Origin of the sequence: Aldersonia sp. NBC_00410 (assembly GCF_026342035.1) — a bacterium.
Lineage (GTDB): Bacteria > Actinomycetota > Actinomycetes > Mycobacteriales > Mycobacteriaceae > Aldersonia.
The window spans coordinates 250,305-267,797 of sequence record NZ_JAPENM010000008.1 but is presented as its reverse complement, the minus strand read 5'-3'; the positions used below and the strand labels follow the sequence as shown (position 1 = coordinate 267,797).

14 protein-coding genes are annotated in these 17,493 nt (G+C 65.5%); 8 read left to right on the top strand and 6 right to left on the bottom strand.

All coding sequences use genetic code 11. The annotated features are described in order from the left end of the window. Positions 1-3: 3 nt before the first annotated feature. Positions 4-1,275, bottom strand: coding sequence for a cytochrome P450 (locus OG921_RS19590; RefSeq protein WP_266114185.1), 1,272 nt, complete (start codon positions 1,273-1,275; stop codon positions 4-6). Positions 1,276-1,343: 68 nt separating this feature from the next. After that, positions 1,344-2,129 carry a coniferyl-alcohol dehydrogenase gene (locus OG921_RS19585; RefSeq protein ID WP_266114276.1) on the bottom strand — a complete coding sequence of 262 codons (786 nt, stop codon included), beginning with the start codon at positions 2,127-2,129 and terminating at the stop codon, positions 1,344-1,346. A gap of 212 nt (positions 2,130-2,341) precedes the next feature. Between OG921_RS19585 and OG921_RS19580 the strand changes: the two genes are divergently transcribed. Beyond that, positions 2,342-3,547 carry a cytochrome P450 gene (locus tag OG921_RS19580; protein WP_266114184.1) on the top strand — a complete coding sequence of 402 codons (1,206 nt, stop codon included), beginning with the start codon at positions 2,342-2,344 and terminating at the stop codon, positions 3,545-3,547. A 25-nt stretch (positions 3,548-3,572) separates the two neighbouring features. Here OG921_RS19580 and OG921_RS19575 read toward each other — a convergent pair whose 3' ends face one another. From OG921_RS19575 to OG921_RS19565, 3 genes are all read right to left on the bottom strand, one after another. Then, complete coding sequence (locus OG921_RS19575; protein WP_266114183.1) at positions 3,573-4,718, bottom strand: thiolase family protein; 1,146 nt, start codon at positions 4,716-4,718, stop codon at positions 3,573-3,575. A gap of 43 nt (positions 4,719-4,761) precedes the next feature. Further along, complete coding sequence (locus OG921_RS19570; RefSeq protein WP_266114182.1) at positions 4,762-6,438, bottom strand: acyl-CoA synthetase; 1,677 nt, start codon at positions 6,436-6,438, stop codon at positions 4,762-4,764. A 109-nt stretch (positions 6,439-6,547) separates the two neighbouring features. Further along, positions 6,548-7,312: an enoyl-CoA hydratase-related protein gene (locus OG921_RS19565; protein WP_266114181.1), complete on the bottom strand. Its 765-nt coding sequence runs from the start codon at positions 7,310-7,312 to the stop codon at positions 6,548-6,550. Between the two features lie 146 nt (positions 7,313-7,458). Here OG921_RS19565 and OG921_RS19560 point away from each other — a divergent pair, with 146 nt between their 5' ends. Then, entirely contained in the window at positions 7,459-8,694 is a 1,236-nt protein-coding gene (locus OG921_RS19560; protein ID WP_266114180.1) for a cytochrome P450, read from the top strand. An 80-nt stretch (positions 8,695-8,774) separates the two neighbouring features. Then, positions 8,775-10,499 (top strand): HNH endonuclease signature motif containing protein, encoded by a 1,725-nt coding sequence (locus OG921_RS19555; protein WP_266114179.1) that lies wholly within the window; start codon positions 8,775-8,777, stop codon positions 10,497-10,499. 25 nt (positions 10,500-10,524) lie between these two features. On the opposite strand, the gene OG921_RS19550 is transcribed toward OG921_RS19555, so the two are convergent. After that, positions 10,525-11,274, bottom strand: coding sequence for a TetR/AcrR family transcriptional regulator (locus OG921_RS19550; protein ID WP_266114178.1), 750 nt, complete (start codon positions 11,272-11,274; stop codon positions 10,525-10,527). A gap of 504 nt (positions 11,275-11,778) precedes the next feature. Between OG921_RS19550 and OG921_RS19545 the strand changes: the two genes are divergently transcribed. From OG921_RS19545 to OG921_RS19525, 5 genes are read left to right on the top strand one after another with little or no spacing between them, the layout of a single operon-like run. Continuing rightward, positions 11,779-12,624, top strand: a complete 846-nt coding sequence (locus OG921_RS19545; RefSeq protein ID WP_266114177.1) for an enoyl-CoA hydratase — start codon at positions 11,779-11,781, stop codon at positions 12,622-12,624. 49 nt (positions 12,625-12,673) lie between these two features. Next, entirely contained in the window at positions 12,674-13,870 is a 1,197-nt protein-coding gene (locus tag OG921_RS19540) for an amidohydrolase family protein (protein ID WP_266114176.1), read from the top strand. A gap of 16 nt (positions 13,871-13,886) precedes the next feature. Next, entirely contained in the window at positions 13,887-15,560 is a 1,674-nt protein-coding gene (locus tag OG921_RS19535; RefSeq protein WP_266114175.1) for an acyl-CoA synthetase, read from the top strand. Continuing rightward, positions 15,560-16,399: an amidohydrolase family protein gene (locus OG921_RS19530; RefSeq protein WP_266114174.1), complete on the top strand. Its 840-nt coding sequence runs from the start codon at positions 15,560-15,562 to the stop codon at positions 16,397-16,399. The genes OG921_RS19535 and OG921_RS19530 overlap by 1 nt, the downstream gene beginning before the upstream one ends. A 2-nt stretch (positions 16,400-16,401) precedes the next feature. After that, entirely contained in the window at positions 16,402-17,487 is a 1,086-nt protein-coding gene (locus OG921_RS19525) for an acyl-CoA dehydrogenase family protein (protein WP_266114173.1), read from the top strand. Positions 17,488-17,493: the final 6 nt, after the last annotated feature.

The window sequence follows — 17,493 nt, the reverse complement described above, 5'->3', positions numbered from 1 at the left end:
CTATCAGGCCAGCGCGATCGGCATCCGCTTGACGCCGTGCACGAAGTTGCTGTGCACGTACTCCGGTTCGCCGAGGGTTACCTCGGGAAGTCGGGTCAGCAGCTCGTGGAACAGATGCCGCAGTTGCATTTTCGCGAGCTGGCTGCCGAGGCAGAAATGCGCGCCGCCGCCGCCGAATCCGAGATGCGGATTGGGCGAGCGCGTGATGTCGAACTCGTTCGGACGCTCGAATACCGCTTCGTCCCGATTGGCCGAGCAGTAGAACAATCCAACCTTCTCGCCGGCGGCAATGGGCGTCCCACCGAGTTCGGTATCGACGAGCGCATGGCGGGCGAAGCTGATCACCGGAGTTGACCAGCGCACGAATTCGTCTACCGCGCCGTCGATCCGGCCGTCGAAGTCGTCGAGCAGCCAGGCGATCTGATCGGGGTTGTCGACAAGCGCGCGGAAGGCGTGCGAGGTGGTCTGCTTGGTGGTGTCGTTGCCTGCCGAGCCGAGCAGGACCATGAAGGCGCCGATCTCGGTGTCGGTGAGCCGATGGCCGTCGACCTCGGCGTTGACGATGTTCGTCATCAGATCCTCGCGCGGTTCCACGCGGCGGCGTTGGGCCAGTTCCATTCCGGCGCTGGTCAGGATGCCGAGCTGCGCCATCGTGTGTGTCGCACGTTCTTCCAGCGAGGCGTAGTCGTCATCGGTTGAGCTGAACAGACATTCCGCGGCGTAGGCAACCTTCTCGCGGTCGGCCGGATCGATGCCGATCATGTCCGAGACCGTTCGCATCGGCAGTTTGGTGGCGAAGTCCGCGGCGAAATCGACGTCCCTTCCGGCCCGCAGGTCATCGAGCAGCCGATCGACGATCTCCGTGGCGTTGTCGCGAATCTGGGATTCGATTCGGCGCACCTGCCGCGGTGTGAACGACATGCTGATCAGTCGGCGGTACCGGGTGTGGTCGGGCGGGTCCATCGAGAGAAAGAACGAGATCCCGCGTTGGATCTCGGCCGGCATCGGATCGACACTGATCCCGAAACTCGACCCGAACAGGTCATTGCGTTGGCTGGCGAACTTGATATCGGCGTGCCGCGTCACCGCCCAGTAGCCGGGCTCCTCGTGCGGGAAGATCGCCTCGACCGGCGGCTGCCAGCTCAGCCCGTCCTCGGCCCGAAGGTCGGCGAACACGTCGTCCCGGGAACGGAAGTCCCGGTCCCAGAAGTCATGTACCGAAATATCGTGCCGATGGTAGGGGCGCGGCGCCGGTGGGGCATCGGTTGCGGTCAACGTAGTTGTCCTCCCAGGTTTTCCAAACGATTCGGGCTGCGAATCAAAGGTCGTGGTGGCGATCGACGCTAGATGTCGATCGGTGTTCCGGCGAGTATCGAACTCACGAAGCCGCCATCGGCCCAGACGTCCTGTCCGGTGACCCAGCGCGCGGCCGGTGAACCGAGAAAGTCGATGATCGGCACAATATCGTCGACCGTGGCATGCCGGCCCACCGTGCTGCGAACCATGTCGAGCACGTCCACCCCCATCGATTGCTCGAAGTCGGCGAGGATCGGTGTCTCGGTGGGACCGGGGCTGACCGTGTTGATTCGCACCCCGTATTTCGTCCATGCGGGTGCGGCGAGCCGCTTCGCGTAGAGGATTACCGCTTCCTTCGATGTGTTGTAGACCGGGTAGGACGGATCCTGGGTCGCCAGCCAGGATTCGACGGCAGCCGTGTCGGTGGCGCCGAGCAACCCTTCCAGCACTTCGGTCCGGTGCGCCCAACCCGCCCCGGCGGTGGAAGCGACAGCGACAACCGCGCCACCCGGATGGAGTAGCGGCAGCATGCCTTCGGTCATCAGCCGCATGCCGAGGTAATTGATGGTCAGCACATCCGCGGGCGGAGCTGTGCCTGGCACACCGGCGACGTGGGCGAGCAGATCCCAGCCCGAACCAATGTCGTGCAACAACGCGTCGACGGCGGCCGTGTCCCGCAGGTCGCATGTCCGGTGCTCGGCCGCCGGCGTTTCGTTTTCGCGGACGTCCACGGCGAGGACGTGGTCCCCGCGGGTATGGAAGTGCGCGGCGGTGGCGGCGCCGATCCCGGAACCGGCACCGACCACGACAATCCTGCGCTGTTCGGATCCCATACGCGCGTCCTCCCATGCCTGGTCGCGACCGGCGGGGGCCGCCCGCATCGGTCGCTACTGTAACTAAGACAGTAAACACTTCGGGTGATCCCGACAACACCCTTCGGGGGTTGTGTCGAAGTGGTCCTGTACCTCGATGGAGAAATATATAGTATGGCTTACGGTAACTAGACCGATAGTTTGCTGCGACGCGCCCGATCCGGGAGGGCCCTGTGACGAAGACCAAGCTCGTGTTCGACCCGTTTTCGGCGGAGTTCTTCAATGGTCCCTACGATCTCTACCGCCGAATGCGCGAGGAGGCGCCGGTCTATTACAGCGAGCAGTACGACTTTTATGCGCTGACCCGGCACGAAGACGTCGCGATGTGTTACAAGGATTTCGAGACGTTCTCCTCGGCACGCGGGATAGATCTCGCGACCGTCCGCAATGGCGAAATACCGGCGCACAAGTCGATCATCGTGCTCGACCCACCCGATCACCGTGAGATGCGCAGCCTGGTCAACAAGGTGTTCACGCCGCGGGCGATCGCCGCGATGCGTCCGATGATCGCCGAACAGATCGATCGGTTTCTCGGCGCGGTCGATCCCGCGGCTTTCGATGTGGTGGAGGAGTTCTCGGCGCTGTTCCCCATGGAAGTCATCTCCCGGATGCTCGGTGTGCCCGAGGAAGCGCGTCGGCAGGTACGGCTGTGGAACGACGAACTGTTGCATCGCGAAATCGGCCAGGTGGAGATGTCCGAGGCAGGCTTCGAGGCAGTGGTGAATCTGGCGCGGTTCTACTACGGCTTGGCCAAGCAGCGGCGTGCCGATCCGCAGGACGACATGATTTCGCGATTGGTGCTCGCGCAGTTCGGCAGTCCGGATGCCGATCGGACGACGCTGAGCACCATGGAGATTGCCATGTTCGCCTCGCTGCTCGGCGGTGCCGGCGCCGAGACCGTCGCGAAGCTTGTCGGCAGCGCGGCGGTGACCTTCGCGCGCTTTCCCGAGCAATGGCAGAAGCTGCTCGACGACCGAAGCAAGATCCCGGCCGCGGTCGAGGAACTACTGCGCTATGAATCGCCGAACCAGTACAACGTCCGTTATGCGTTGAAGGAGTCGACTTTCCACGGGGTGACAATCCCGGCGGGAAAGCCGGTGTTCCTCGTCTGTGGTTCGGCGAACCGGGATCCCGCCGCGTTCACCGACGCCGACACCTTCGACATCGATCGCGACCGAAAGCAGGCGCAGAACCTCGCGTTCGGATACGGCGTGCACAGTTGCCTCGGTGCCGCGCTCGCCCGGATGGAGAGTGCGATCGCGCTGGAGCGGATGCTCGACTTCATGCCCCGCTACGAGGTGGACTGGGCGGGCTGCACGCGCGTCACCATGCAGAATGTCGCGGGTTGGGGCAACGTGCCGGTGCGCGTGCTGCCCTGAGGTCGGCAGTGCTGGGGGCCTCGGATCAGGTCGTGACGATGGTGGCGCCCGCGGTACCGGGAGCGCCGTACAGCAGCGCGAAACCCGCACGCGGCGTTCCGCCCACCTGACGTTCTCCTGCTTCGCCCCGCAGTTGGCGCACCAGTTCGTGCACCTGCCGCAGTCCCGATGCGCCGATCGGTTCACCATTGGCGATCAGGCCGCCATCGGTGTTGACCGGCATCGAGCCGCCGATCTCGGTCGCGCCGTCGGCGATGAGCTTCTCCTGCTCGCCGTCGGCGCAGAAACCGGCTTCCGCCATGTGGATGACCTCGGCGCCGGCGTCGGTGTCCTGGAGCTGGATGACATCGACGTCCGCTGGCGCGATACCGGCCGTTTCGAAGGCGGCCCGTGCGGCGTACACGCTGGGCGAGACATCCTCCTCGACCGGCGCGCAGGTCGTATTCACCTCGTAGGCACCATAACTGCGCGTCCGGACTTCCACCGCGCGCACGTAGACGGGCCTGGTCGTGAACCGGTGCGCGAGCTCGGCCCGGCACATGATCGCGGCGGCGGCGCCCTCGTCCGGCGCGCAGAACATGTAGTGGGTGAGCGGATAGTTCAGCATCGGCGAGCCGAGGATGTCCTCCTCCGAAATCGGCTTGCGCCGAAATGCATTCGGGTTGAGCACGCCATTGCGGTAGTTCTTCGCGGCCACTTTGGCCAACGTGGCCTGCGAAATATCGTGCTCGTGCAGATAGCGATTGGCCTTCATGCCGAAGAACTTCGTGGTCAGGTACTGGCCGTTCTCGGCGTACCAGGACGGCATGCCGACCAGAGTGGGATCTGCTGTGAAGGCGCCACGGGGGTGCTTGTCCAGACCGATCGCGATTCCGATGTCGTACTTGCCGAATCGGATATTGTCCGCGCACAACTGGATTGCGCTCGCCGAGGTGGCGCATGCGTTGAACACGTTTGTGAACGGAATCCCGGTCAGCCCGACGCGGCTCACGATCGCGTCCGGGTTCGCGATCTCCCAGCTGCCGCCAACCGCGAATTGGATGTCCTGCCACCGCAGTCCGGCGTCCGCCAAGGCGGAGAAGATGGCATCCGCACCCATTTCCATCGCCGACTTGCCGTCGAACCGGCCGAACGGATGCAATCCGACGCCGATGATTGCCACATCGTGCATATCGGGAGTTCCTTTCCCCCTCGAACAGTGGACTGTGCGTGAGCTATTCGGCAGAGGCGGCGGCCTGTTCGCGTGCCCACCGGTAGTCGGCTTTGCCCACCGGGCTGCGCTCGATGGCGGGCCGGAACAGCACTTCCTTGGGAAGTTTGTACCTGGCAAGCGATCGTCCGGCGTGCTCGATGAGTTCGGCCCCGTCCGCGGTGGTGTCGTCGGCAAGCGCGACGATCGCGACGACCTCCTCGCCCCACTGCGAACTCGGCCGACCCGCGACCACCACATCCGCCACCGCGGGATGGGAAGCCAACACCATCTCGACCTCTTCGACGAAGACCTTCTCGCCGCCGGAATTGATTGTCACGGAGTCGCGGCCGAGCAGCTGAACCGAGCCATCGTCGAGCAGGCATGCGCGGTCACCCGGCAGCGAATAGCGAATCCCGTCGATGACCGGAAACGTTGCTGCCGTTTTGGTTTCATCGCCCTTGTAGCCGAGTGGCACGAAGCCACGCTGAGCCAGCCAGCCGATGCCGTCGTGTCCGGGGCCCAACACCGCGTCCTTGTCCTCCGATACGACGCGGGTATCGGTGCTTCCGGTGAACTTTCCGGTCGACACCGCGCCGTTCACCGACATGTGCGTCATCTGATAGCCGGTCTCCGACGAGCCGACACCGTCGAGCACGATCGCGTTGGGTAGGGCGGCGATCAGTTGTTCCTTGACAGTGGGGGACAGGATCGCGCCGCCATTCGCGATGAGAATGAGCGACGAGGTATCGGCGTCCGTGCCCGACAGCGCGGCCGCGAGCGGACGGGCAACGGCATCCCCGACCGTGGTCACCACCGCGGGTCGTTCGGCTTCGATGGTCGCCAGCACCGCGTCGGTGTCGAAGTGGTCGGTCACCGGGGAGAAGACGAGGGTTTGCCCCGACGTCAACGCGGTGAGTGCCGCCCACTGCGCCGCGCCGTGAATCAACGGCGGCAGTACCATGATTCGCATCCCCGGGTTGGCGACAGCTTTCGCCACGATCTCCTCGTAGGACGCCACCGCATCGCCGGAGTCGAGTGCTTTACCGCCGCAAGCGCCCATGAAGATGTCGTGCTGGCGCCAGAGCACACCCTTCGGCATGCCGGTGGTTCCGCCGGTATAGAGCACGTAGAGGTCGTCGGGAGTCGGCTGCACCGGCGGCTCGGGCGCGCTGTCGGCGATGACGGTCTCGTAGTCGACGGCGCCGTCGAGCAGGGGATTGCCCGAGTCGTCGGCGATCTGGATGAGCACCCGCAGATTCGGTAGGTCCGGCAACACCTCGGCGAGTCGCGGCGCGAACGCCGCGTGGTAGACGAGGGCGGTTGCCCCCGAGTCCGCGAGCAGATACTGCAGTTCGTTCTTCACGTACCGGTAGTTGACGTTGAACGGTGCGACGCGGGCCCGGAACGAGCCGAGCATCGATTCGACGTACTCGTTGCCGTTGTAGGCGTAGATGCCGAGCAGATCCTGGCCGACTTCGTGGCCGGCCAACTCCGATCGCTCGGTTCGGCAGCCGAGATCGCGCGAATGCAGATACGACGCAAGCCGGCGTGAGCGATCGACCACGTCGGCGTAGGTGTGATGGCGGCCGCGGAAAGCGATGAATTCCCGGTCCGGGATCGCGGCCGCAACCAGGTCGGCGATCGTCGGGATGTTGAACTCTCGCGCACCCAGATCGGCGCTCGACGTGAGGTTGGACAACACTGCTCCTCGTCTCGCGGGGTCGTTGGCACAGGTCCGTGCGACGCTAGTCACTGTAAGGCATACGGCAAGGCTTGCGATACCTTGGCGGAGCAGTATTCGGCGCCGATCATCGCCCCGCCCAGACGGGCGCCCGGCGCTGCGCGAAGGCCTGCGCACCCTCTCCGGCGTCCGCGCTGGCGAGAATTCTCGGAAGGCCGTCGTGCATGGCGCGTCGAGCGTCGTCGTTGCCCGAGACGGCGGCGTGCATGTGCTGCTTGGTGAATCGCACGGCAAGGGGCGCGTTCGCGGCGATGGTCTCGGCCATACGCAGTGCGGTCGCGCCGACCTCGGGCCCCGGCACCACACGATTCACCAGGCCAAGCGCATAGGCGCGTTCGGCGTCGATCGGTTCTCCGGTCAAGCCGAGTTCGAGGGCGACGGCAAGGGGAATGCGGCGCGGCAGATGCGAGATTCCGCCACCCGCTGCGACCAAGCCGCGCTTCACCTCGGGAATTCCGAACAGCGCATGGTCTGCGGCGACGATCAGATCGCACGCCAGGAGCAGTTCGAAACCGGCGGCGAAGGCGCTGCCATTGGCGGCCGCCACAACCGGCTTGGGATACGTTCGCGACAACAGCACGTCGAGTCCGGGTCCATCGACGGGAAGGGGTGCACGCCCTGTTCCGGCGAACGCTTTCAAGTCCAGTCCGGCGCAGAAGGCGCGGTCGCCCGCGCCGGTGAGCACGATCGCGGCGATGCCGTCGTCGGTCTCGGCCGCCGCGAATGCGCGGCCGATGCCGGACATGGTCGCGGCGTCGAGGGCATTGCGCTGATCGGGCCGGTTCAGCGTCACGACAAGCACGGAACCTTGCTGCTCCACGAGCACCGACATGGGCTTGCTCCGTTGCGATGGTCGGCAAAGGCCGCGACATTCGGACGGCGGCCTTACGGAAATCTATACGGTACGTTGTTCGGTATCAATCACGGCGGGTGTCCGTTCGTCGGCGAAGTGGCGGACGCCGAGATGAGGAGTGGGCTATGGAAACGCGGGTGATCGACGCGGCGGCCGGGGTTTTCGCGGACCCGAGCGCATACGCCGATGAACCGAAACTGCATGCGGCGCTGGCCCATTTGCGTGCCGAAGCGCCGGTTTCCTGGGTCGACGTGCCGGGCTACAAGCCGTTCTGGGCGGTAACGAAACACGCCGACATCATGGCGATCGAGCGGGACCCCACGCTATTCACCAACTATCCCCGGCCGGTGCTGATGACGGCGGAGTCCGACGAGGCGCAGGCGAACGTCGGCGTGCGGACGCTCATCCATATGGACGACCCGCAGCACCGGGTGGTGCGCGCCATCGCCGGCGACTGGTTCCGGCCCAAAGCCATGCGCGCGATGAAACTGCGCATTGACGATTTGGCTCAGCAGTATGTCGAGAAGATGGTGGCCCGCGGACCGGAATGCGACTTCGTCCAGGAGGTCGCGGTCAACTTTCCGCTGTATGTGATCCTGTCGCTGCTCGGCATGCCGGAGTCGGACTTCGGGCGGATGCTCGGGTTGACCCAGGAACTGTTCGGCAACGACGACGCGGAATTTCAGCGCGGCACATCGAAAGAGGAGCAGTTGGTCGCGCTCCTCGACATGTTCGAGTACTTCAATGCGTTGACGGCGAAGCGCCGCGAGAATCCCACCGACGATCTGGCCTCGGCGATCGCCAACGCCAGGGTGGATGGCGAACCGCTCTCGGATGTGGACACCGTGTCCTACTACGTGATCATTGCGACGGCCGGGCACGATACGACAAGCGCGACGATCTCCGGCGGTCTGCATGCGCTGATCGAAAACCCGGAGGAACTGGCGCGATTGAAGGCCGACCCCGCGCTGCTGCCCCTCGCCACCGAAGAGATGATCAGGTGGGTGACGCCCGTCAAGGAGTTCATGCGCACCGCGAGCCGGGACACCGTCGTGCGTGGCGTGCCGATCGCGGAGGGCGAATCGCTTCTACTGTCCTATGTTTCGGGCAATCGCGACGAGGAGGTCTTCGCCGATCCGTTCCGGTTCGATGCGGGCCGGGATCCGAACCGGCACGTCGCGTTCGGCCACGGCGTGCACTTCTGTCTCGGGGCGGCGCTGGCTCGAATGGAGGTCAGCAGCTTCTTCGGTGCGCTGCTGCCCCGACTCGAGTCCATCGAATTGGCCGGGGCTGCCGAGCATATGGCCACGATCTTTGTCGGTGGGCTCAAGCACCTGCCGATTCGGTACACGCTGACGTAGTCCCGCCTGCGGCAGAGAGGCCTGTTCCGGACCTGAAATAGGGGGTGCGCCAATCGAACTCGTCGGGTAAACTCGAATGCATGTTCGAGTACGTGCTGCAGGTCCCGCCTGATGCGCTCAGTTGCGGTGATACGGCACTGGCTGTGCTCGACGAATGCCGGCAGGTGGCCAATGCTGCGGCGGCGCGGTTGGCGCACACAGCGCGCGATCTGTGGGAGGTACGGCTATGTGCGGCTGAGGCCGCGGGAGGCGACGCGGAAACGGTGTCGCGGTCGGCGATTGCGGAGGTCGCCGTCACGCTGGGCTGTTCGCAGGCCACGGCGAAGTCCATGATCGACACGGCGCAGCTCCTGGAGTTTCGGGCCCCGATCGTCAACGAAGTCTTTCGGGCCGGCGACATCGATTTCGCGAAAGCACGCACGATCGCCGCGGTGCTGACCGACGCGAGCGATGAGACGATCCGGGCCATCGAGACCGAGGTACTTGCCGCGGCGGCGCACCTGACACCGGGCCCATTGCGGTCGGCGATCTGGCGGGCATGGATGCGCGCCAACCCCGACGAGGCGGCGGCCGTTCGGGCGGGTAAGCGCGCCAGCGAGCGCAAGGTGTACGTGCGGCGCGGGACCGATGGATTATCTTGGCTATCGGCGTGTTTGACCGACCTCGAGGGCTCCGAGGCAGATCGGTTGATCGACGAGCTCGCCGACAGTGTGTGCGCGGGTGATCCGCGGACCCGGGATAATCGCCGAGCCGATGCGTTGCTGGCGTTGCTGCACGGCGAGGCGTATTTGTCGTGCCGATGCGGCGCGCCGGACTGCCCGCATGCCGGGTCCGAGCCACCGCAACGGCGGGCGCACCTGCTGCAGATCCTGGTGGGTATCGAGACGCTCCTCGGGCTCTCCGAGGACCCCGGCACGCTGCCGGATGGAACACCGCTGGACCCGGAGCTGATCCGGATCCTTGCCGAGGACGCGACCTGGCAGGGGCTGCTCGTCGAGATGCGTTCGCTGGCAGCAGGACCGACACCCGACGCTGCCGCCGACGAATACGGCGTGCCAGATGCCGCAGCACCTGCCGTCACGGTTTCTCGGGTGGCCGGCCGTGGGCGCCGTCGTGCACCCGGACCCGTCCCTCGGTCCGCGGGTGTGGCGCGGCGGTTGCGCCCGGACGGTGTCGGACTGTTGCACGACCGGTCGTACGCCGCGTTCATCGATGGAGGGTGCCCGGTCAACGACGGACACGGCGGGCACGAGGTTCCGCCGCCGGGCGCCTTGACCTACCGGCCCTCGGCCGCGACCGCAGACATTGTGCGCGCGACCTACACGACCTGCACGTTTCCGGGTTGCTCGGTCGCTTCGGCGCGGTGTGAACTCGATCATCAGGTGCCGTTCGACCATGCCGATCCGCTGCGCGGGGGATGGACGGTTTCCGGCAATCTTGCGCCACTGTGTAAACAACATCATGACATGAAGACCCAAAAGCTCTGGGCCTGTACCGGACTCGGTGGCGGAGCTGTGTACTGGCGCAGCAATGCAGGCATTGCGCGAATCACCGTCACGCAGGGGAGTCTCGCTGGGATCCCCAAGGGGCCGGCACCGGTCCGCATCGACGAAGCGCGAGAGTCGTTCACCGACCGCCCGACTCCCGACGAGGAAATCGACCTGCTCTACGAACCCACCTGGTGGGAACTGAACATGGGGGACTCGCTCCCACCACCGCCACACGACACGGAACTACGTGAACGCCATCGCGAACATCGCGATGTGGTCCGGCGCCGGTACCTACTGCAGCCGCCGCCGTTCTGAGACCCAGCCTTGGACGCCGCGTGTTCTAGCGCGCTGCGGCCTTCGTCTTCCGGCGGGCAGTAGCGTCATTGCCGGGCGACGCCTCGATAAGGCGGTCGGCGTGATCGAGGATGCACTCGAGCCCGTAGGCGAAGTTCGCTTCGTCGGGGGCGCCGATACTGTGCCCACGCGAGGTTCCCTCTGCCAGTACCGGTGTGGACTCGGGCGTGATGACGAGATTCTCGTAGTAGGCGCGCGAGTCGGGATCGGCAGCCTTGCTCTTGTCATGCAGTCGGGCGAGCACCACCGAACCACGGACATGCAGCTGGACTGCCGAGTACGTATCGAACGCGTCGTCGAGGGATAGTCCGGCGTCGACGAGATTCGCAACGGCGGTCTCGATCTGCTGTGCGCCGACGACGGCGTGCTTCGGGCTCAGCGACGACCGGATCAGGATCAGGTCCGCGAGGATCGGGTTGCTCAGGAACGTCTCCCGCATGACGCGCGCATGCTTGCGCAGTGTCTCGCGCCAATCGCTGGCCTCGGGGAAGGGAGCTTCGGAGAAGTACTGCCGCACCGCGCGATCGGTCATGGCATTGAGCAGGTCGTCCTTCTTACGGAAGTACCAGTAGATACTCGTGACGCCAACGCCGAGGTGCTTGCCGAGCATCGGCATGCTCAAATTGTCGATCGAGACCTGCTCGGCGAGTTCAAAAGCGCCGGCGATGATGTCGTCGGGATCGATCGAGCCACGCTCCCGGCGCGGGCGCTTCTGCGCCGTTCCCTGTTTCACCATTCCCAAGCCACCTCCGTGAATTCTCCCGTCCCCGTCGGCAGTGTCGTCGAGGCCGACGGTGCCGAAATCCGGCGCCGCCGGTGAATCTCGTCGCCGAGAACCCTACTGGCGGCGTTCCGGCCGGCGTGACCGTTGCGGATCGGCGCGGTACGGACCGCACCGATCGGGGGTATCCCGACGGACCGTCTCACGCAGATACTGTAAACGATACAGTAAAGACGAGAGAATGGACGTGTTTCGCACTCGTTTCGGGCGGTGTTCCCGAGCGGCGTCCGGCAATTCGGCCGTGGCGCAATCCGGGTCGCTGCCAGGATCGACGCCCTCCACGCGCACTGCGGGCAAGGTGAACGCAACAGCCTGCCGTAATCCTTGCGGAAGGTAGTACCGTTAGCTATACAGTAGAGGTCTGACGGGCAGTAGCCATGGATCAGGAGGTCCCGCCGGAATGTATGGCTGTTGCGTTGGTCACGGTGTCGACCGCGCCGACTACCGGGCGGTGCGGCGATGAGTGTTGTGTCCGGTCAGGGCATCGGTGCCGGCGAGGTCGCCGACGGTGATCTCTCGGTCCGCTATGAGGTGACGGCGAATGGTGTCGCGATGCTCACCCTGAACAGGCCGGAACGGCGAAACGCCTGGGGCCCGGCACTCGCCCGCGCCTTTTATGCTGCCGTCGACCGCGCGGACGCCGATCCCGCCGCGCGGGTGCTGCTCGTAACCGGTGCGGGAAAGGCCTTCTGCGCCGGCGCGGATATGGGATCCGCAGAGTCTGCGGGTTCGCTCGAGGACGGTGGCGCGGTCGACATCGCCGAGCTCGTCGGTGGCCGGGTGCCGGATTCGCTGACCCGCCTTCGCAAGCCGGTCGTCGCGGCCATCAACGGGGCTTGTGCCGGCTTCGGGCTGACCCTTGCGCTGATGTGCGATGTCCGATTCGCTTCCGCCGGAGCGAAGTTCGCGACCGCCTTCGCGCGCCGCGGACTTATCGCCGAGCACGGCATCTCGTGGATTCTGCCCCGACTCGTAGGGTGGGGCGTCGCCACCGATCTGATGCTGAGTGGGCGTACCTTCCTCGCCGAGGAGGCGCTCGAGCTCGGGCTCGTCAAGCGCGTCGTCGAGCAGGAGCAACTGCTGCCGGTGGCGCTCGAGTACGCCGAAGATATTGCGCTGCAGTGTTCCCCGGCTTCGCTGGCACAGATCAAGGGTCAGCTGTACGGGGACGCCGGCCGTGGCATCGGCGAAGCCACCGCCCGTGCGGAGACGTTGATGAACGAGTCGTTGACCCGGCCCGACGTCATCGAAGGGATCACCGCATTCTTCGAGAAACGCCGCCCGAACTTTCCACCGCTGGAGTGACGCGCCCGCCCACGACGCGAACCGACAACGTGCCAACCGGAGGATCATGATGACCGAACTCGATTACAAGGCAATCGATGTCGACAACCACTACTACGAGCCGATCGATGCGTTCACCCGGCACCTGGACAAGCAATTCCGCAAGCGCGGAGTGCAAATGGTCAAGGACGGCAAGCACACCCTGGCGATCATCGGGGACCGGGTGAATCGGTTCATCCCGAATCCGACGTTCGATCCCATCATCGTGCCGGGCTGCCTCGACCCCTTCTTCCGCGGCGAGATCCCCGAGGGTTACGACCGGTCGAACATGATGAAGGTCGAAGAGCTCGAGCTGCGCCCGGAGTATCACAACCGCGATGCACGCGCGGCAGTGGTGGACAAGCAGGATCTCGAAACCGTCGTCATGTTTCCCACCTTTGGTTGCGGCGTCGAGGAAGCGCTCAGGGCCGACATCCCCGCGACGATGGCGTCGTTGCGCGCGTTCAATCTGTGGCTGGACGAAGACTGGGGCTTCGACCGTCCTGACCACCGCATCCTCACCGCACCGATGATCTCGCTCGCCGACCCGGAAGCCGCGGTGGCCGAGGTCGACTCGGTGATCGAGCGCGGCGCCCGCCTGGTGCACGTGCGGCCGGCTCCGGTGCCCGGCTTCCCGAAGCCGCGTTCCCTCGGTGACCCGCTGCACGATCCGGTCTGGGCCCGGCTCGCGGAGGCGAACGTGCCGGTGGCCTTCCATCTCGGTGACAGCGGCTATCTCAAGATCGCGGCGATGTGGGGCGGCAAGGAGAACTTCGAGGGGTTCGGCACGGTCGACCCGTTCGACAAGATCGTGGTCGACGACCGCGCGATTCACGACAGCATTGCCTCGCTTATCGTGCACGGCGTTTTCCGCAGGCATCCCTCGTTGCGGGTCGCGAGTATCGAGAACGGATCGGATTGGGTGCACCGGCTGGCCAAGCGGCTGCACAAGCTGGCAAACCAATTCCCCCAGACCTTCCCGAACGACCCGATCGACGAGCTGCGCAACAACGTCTGGGTCGCGCCCTACTACGAGGAGGACGTGCTGGCGCTCGCCGACCGGATCGGTATCGACCGCATCCTGTTCGGCTCGGACTGGCCGCACGGCGAGGGCCTGGAGAATCCGACGTCCTACGTCAAGGATCTCGCCGGACTCGATGATCGCGATATTCGAAAGGTCATGCGAGACAACGCGACAGAGTTTCTCGCGCCCGCATCGATCGCCTGAGCGGGGGGACTGGCGAATGACGGAATGGACACTCGGCGACATCCTCGACGCCGTTGCCGGCGCGGTACCGGATCGGACGATGACCGTCTGCGGTGACCGAAAGCGCACGTTCGCCGAAATAGCCTCGGACACCAGGCGATTCGCGAACTTTCTCGCCGACCGTGGCTTCGGGATGCACACCCGGCGCGAAGACCTGGCGAATTGGGAATGCGGCCAGGACCGGATAGCGTTGATCATGCGCAACGACCGCTATCCCGAGGTGTTGCTCGGCTGCCTGAAGGCCCGTGCCATTCCGGTCAACGTCAACCACCACTACACGGCCGGTGAAGTTCGGGACCTCCTCGACTATGTCGGTCCCAGGGGCGTGGTCTACCACCGTTCGCTCGGCCCGGTCGTGGCCGAGGCGCTCGACGGACTCGACCTCGATCTGGTGGTGGTGGCGGACGATGGCAGCGAAGAACCCGACATCGACGGCGCAGTGAGCCTCGACGACGCCATCGCGCTAGGCGACCCGGATCGGGTCATTCCGACGTCTCCGGACGATTTGCTCATGATGTGCACCGGCGGCACTACCGGCCGGCCGAAGGGTGTGTTGTGGCGGCAGAGTGACATGTACGTCGCGGCCATGGCGGGATCGGATCACGCATCGGCCGAAGTGCTGCGCGACATCGCGCGCGGCGGCGGGCAGGTGTGGTTCGCCGTCTCGCCGTTGCTGCATGCGGCGGGCGTGTGGACCGCACTCGCGGGTGTGCTCACCGGGCAGACCGTGGTGCTCTACGACGATCGGCACAAATTTGATGCCCGAACCGTACTCGAGACCGCAGAGCGCGAGAAGGTGTTCCTGATGACGATGGTCGGCGACGCCTTCGCGGGACCGCTTGTCGGAGAACTGCAAGCGAACTCCTACGACCTGTCCGGACTTTTCGTCATCGGCACCGGTGGTGCCGCCACGAACCCGGTGCACAAAAGGGCGCTACTCGAAGCGATACCGCACGCGACGATCATCGACGGGTACGGCTCGTCGGAAACGGGCGGCATGGGATTCGGCAACAGCCGGCGCGGATCGAGCGCGGAGACGTTCGTACCACGTCCCGGCGGCACGGTCGTATCGGCGGATCGGACCCGGGTCCTCGCACCCGGGGACACCGAAATCGGCTGGGCCGCGCGGTCGAGCCGGATTCCCCTCGGCTACTACAACGATCCCGACGCCACCGAGCGCACCTTCCCGGTGATCGACGGCGTGCGGTTCGCCATTCCCGGCGACCGGGCCACCGTCGAGAACGACGGCGCCATCCGGGTGCTCGGCAGAGACTCGCTCGTCGTGAACACCGGCGGGGAGAAGGTCTTCGTCGAAGAGGTCGAGGACGTGCTGCGGGCGCATCCGATGGTGGCCGACGCCCTGGTGGTCGGCCGGGCGAGCGAGCGTTGGGGCCAGGAAGTCGTGGCGTTGGTAGCGCGGCGGTCGACGAACGGCGTGGATGAAGCTGCGCTGTTGGAGTTGTGCAAGTCCCGGCTCGCCGGGTTCAAGGTGCCCAAGGCGGTGCTGTTCGTCGGACAGATCCGGCGCCTCGGCAACGGGAAACCGGACTATCGCTGGGCGGCCGATCGCGTCGTGGTCGACGGCGACGATCCGGATCTGCCGACGGGCGACGGGTCGGTGCGGCAACTTTCGCGGGAAGTCGGGGTCTGATGCCGCGCAAGGTCATCGATTGTCTGGTCAATGTCCATTTCGGGGAGACCGAGCAGCCCGGCTGGATGCGCGCGGTGCGCGACGACTACTTCAAGGGTCCCAAGTCGATGTTCGCGCCGGTGGACCTGGCGCACTTGCTCGACGAGATGGACGAACAAGGGGTGCGCAAGGCGATCCTAATGGATTCGCTGTCCACGCCGAGAGTGACGGCGCGCAAGTTCGTGCAGGCACACCCCGACCGGTTCGCGCTCGCGATGGGCGGGATGAACCTGCTGCGCCCGGTACCAGCGATGCGCGAACTCGCCGCCGTCGTCGCAGATCTGCCGGTCGCGTATGCCACAGTAGGGCCGAGCTTCTGGGGTGACGCGCAGTATCCCCCCAGCGACGCCGTGTACTACCCGCTCTATGCCAAATGCGCCGAACTCGCGCTGCCACTGTGCATGAACACGGGCATTCCCGGCCCGCCGATCCCCGGGGAGGTGCAGAACCCGATTCACCTCGACCGGGTCTGTGTCCGCTTCCCGGAACTGAAGCTCTGCATGATTCATGGCGCAGATCCATGGTGGGACATTGCGATTCGGCTGCTTATCAAATACCCCAACCTGCGCATAATGACGTCCGCATGGTCGCCCAAGCGATTGCCGGAGAGCCTGCTGCACTACATGCGCACCCGCGGGCAGCGCAAGGTGATCTTCGGTTCGGACTGGCCGGTGCTCGGGATGCGCCGCGTCATTCCCGAGGCCGTAGCGCTCGATCTGCCAGCAGAGGTGCTCGACAACTACCTGCACAACAACGCGCAGGAATTCTTCTTCGACGCCCCGCAGGAACAGGAGCAGTGACGATGGACCGTTACGAATTGCGTAGGGAGGACTACAGCCTGTCGGCCGATCAGGCCGATTTGCAGTCCGCCTACGCGAAGTTCTTTGCGGCACACTGCCCGATCGACGTGGTGCGCGCCGCCGAACCGGAGGGCTTCGACAAGAGCCTCTGGGAACGGTTGTGCGGCACCGGTGCGACGACGATGGCGCTCCCGGAGTCGGCCGGCGGAGATGGGGCGACTCTGGTCGACCTGACCTTGGTTGCGGAGGAAATCGGGCGTTGGATGGCGCCGGTACCGTGGATCGACCATGTCTGCGCCGCGCGACTGCTCGCCCAAGTCGGCGACTTCGACGCCGGCACCGTGTCGGCCCTCGCGCAGGGTCGCGAAATCGCCGCCCTTGCTCCGCAACTCGGTGTGACGACCGGGAAGCGGCTCATTCCGGCGGGCTCGATCGCCGACCACATCGTCGTCCGGGACGGTGACGAGATCGTTGCTTTGAGCTTTGCGACGCGGCCGGCCAAGGTCGACAACTTGGGCCGATTGCCGATGGCGTGGGTCGATCCGGCGGCGGCGGACACGAGGACGGTGCTCGGCGGCGCCGATGTGCTGGCGCACTACGAGCGGGCGCTCGACGAATGGCGCCTGCTCACCGCATCGGCGCTCGTGGGGTTGATCGAGCAGACCATGCGGATCGCGGCCGAGTTCGCCACCACGCGTTACACGCTCGGTGTGCCGATCTCTACGTTGCAGGGCATCTCGCACCCGCTGGCCAATATCGCCATCGCGGTGGAAGGCGGCCGCAGTCTCGGCCGCAAGGCGGCGTGGTATCTGGACAACGAGCCGGATGCGCGGCGTGAATTGGCGCTTGCGGCATTTGTTTTCATGTCCGACGAGGCCGCGAAAGCGGCCACGATGGCGGTACAGGTGCAGGGCGGTCTTGGGGTCTCGGAGGAGTCTGCGGCGTCGGCCTACCTCGTCCGGGCGCGTGGCTGGCCCCTCGCCGGGGGAGACGTGGGCGCCAGTGCGCTGCGGATCGCGGAGCTGATCTCCGAACGCAACATTCGCGAGGGCGTCAACCACGCCGCACACGACCCGGCCCGGGCCTGAGGCAGA

Bases quoted from the DNA above. Each gene is read 5' to 3' on its own strand.
- OG921_RS19585 (WP_266114276.1), bottom strand. From the start codon at position 2,129: ATGGGATCCGAACAGCGCAGGATTGTCGTGGTCGGTGCCGGTTCCGGG.
- OG921_RS19575 (WP_266114183.1), bottom strand. From the start codon at position 4,718: ATGCACGATGTGGCAATCATCGGCGTCGGATTGCATCCGTTCGGCCGG.
- OG921_RS19565 (WP_266114181.1), bottom strand. From the start codon at position 7,312: ATGTCGGTGCTCGTGGAGCAGCAAGGTTCCGTGCTTGTCGTGACGCTG.
- OG921_RS19560 (WP_266114180.1), top strand. From the start codon at position 7,459: ATGGAAACGCGGGTGATCGACGCGGCGGCCGGGGTTTTCGCGGACCCG.
- OG921_RS19555 (WP_266114179.1), top strand. From the start codon at position 8,775: ATGTTCGAGTACGTGCTGCAGGTCCCGCCTGATGCGCTCAGTTGCGGT.
- OG921_RS19550 (WP_266114178.1), bottom strand. From the start codon at position 11,274: ATGGTGAAACAGGGAACGGCGCAGAAGCGCCCGCGCCGGGAGCGTGGC.
- OG921_RS19545 (WP_266114177.1), top strand. From the start codon at position 11,779: ATGAGTGTTGTGTCCGGTCAGGGCATCGGTGCCGGCGAGGTCGCCGAC.
- OG921_RS19540 (WP_266114176.1), top strand. From the start codon at position 12,674: ATGACCGAACTCGATTACAAGGCAATCGATGTCGACAACCACTACTAC.
- OG921_RS19535 (WP_266114175.1), top strand. From the start codon at position 13,887: ATGACGGAATGGACACTCGGCGACATCCTCGACGCCGTTGCCGGCGCG.
- OG921_RS19530 (WP_266114174.1), top strand. From the start codon at position 15,560: ATGCCGCGCAAGGTCATCGATTGTCTGGTCAATGTCCATTTCGGGGAG.
- OG921_RS19525 (WP_266114173.1), top strand. From the start codon at position 16,402: ATGGACCGTTACGAATTGCGTAGGGAGGACTACAGCCTGTCGGCCGAT.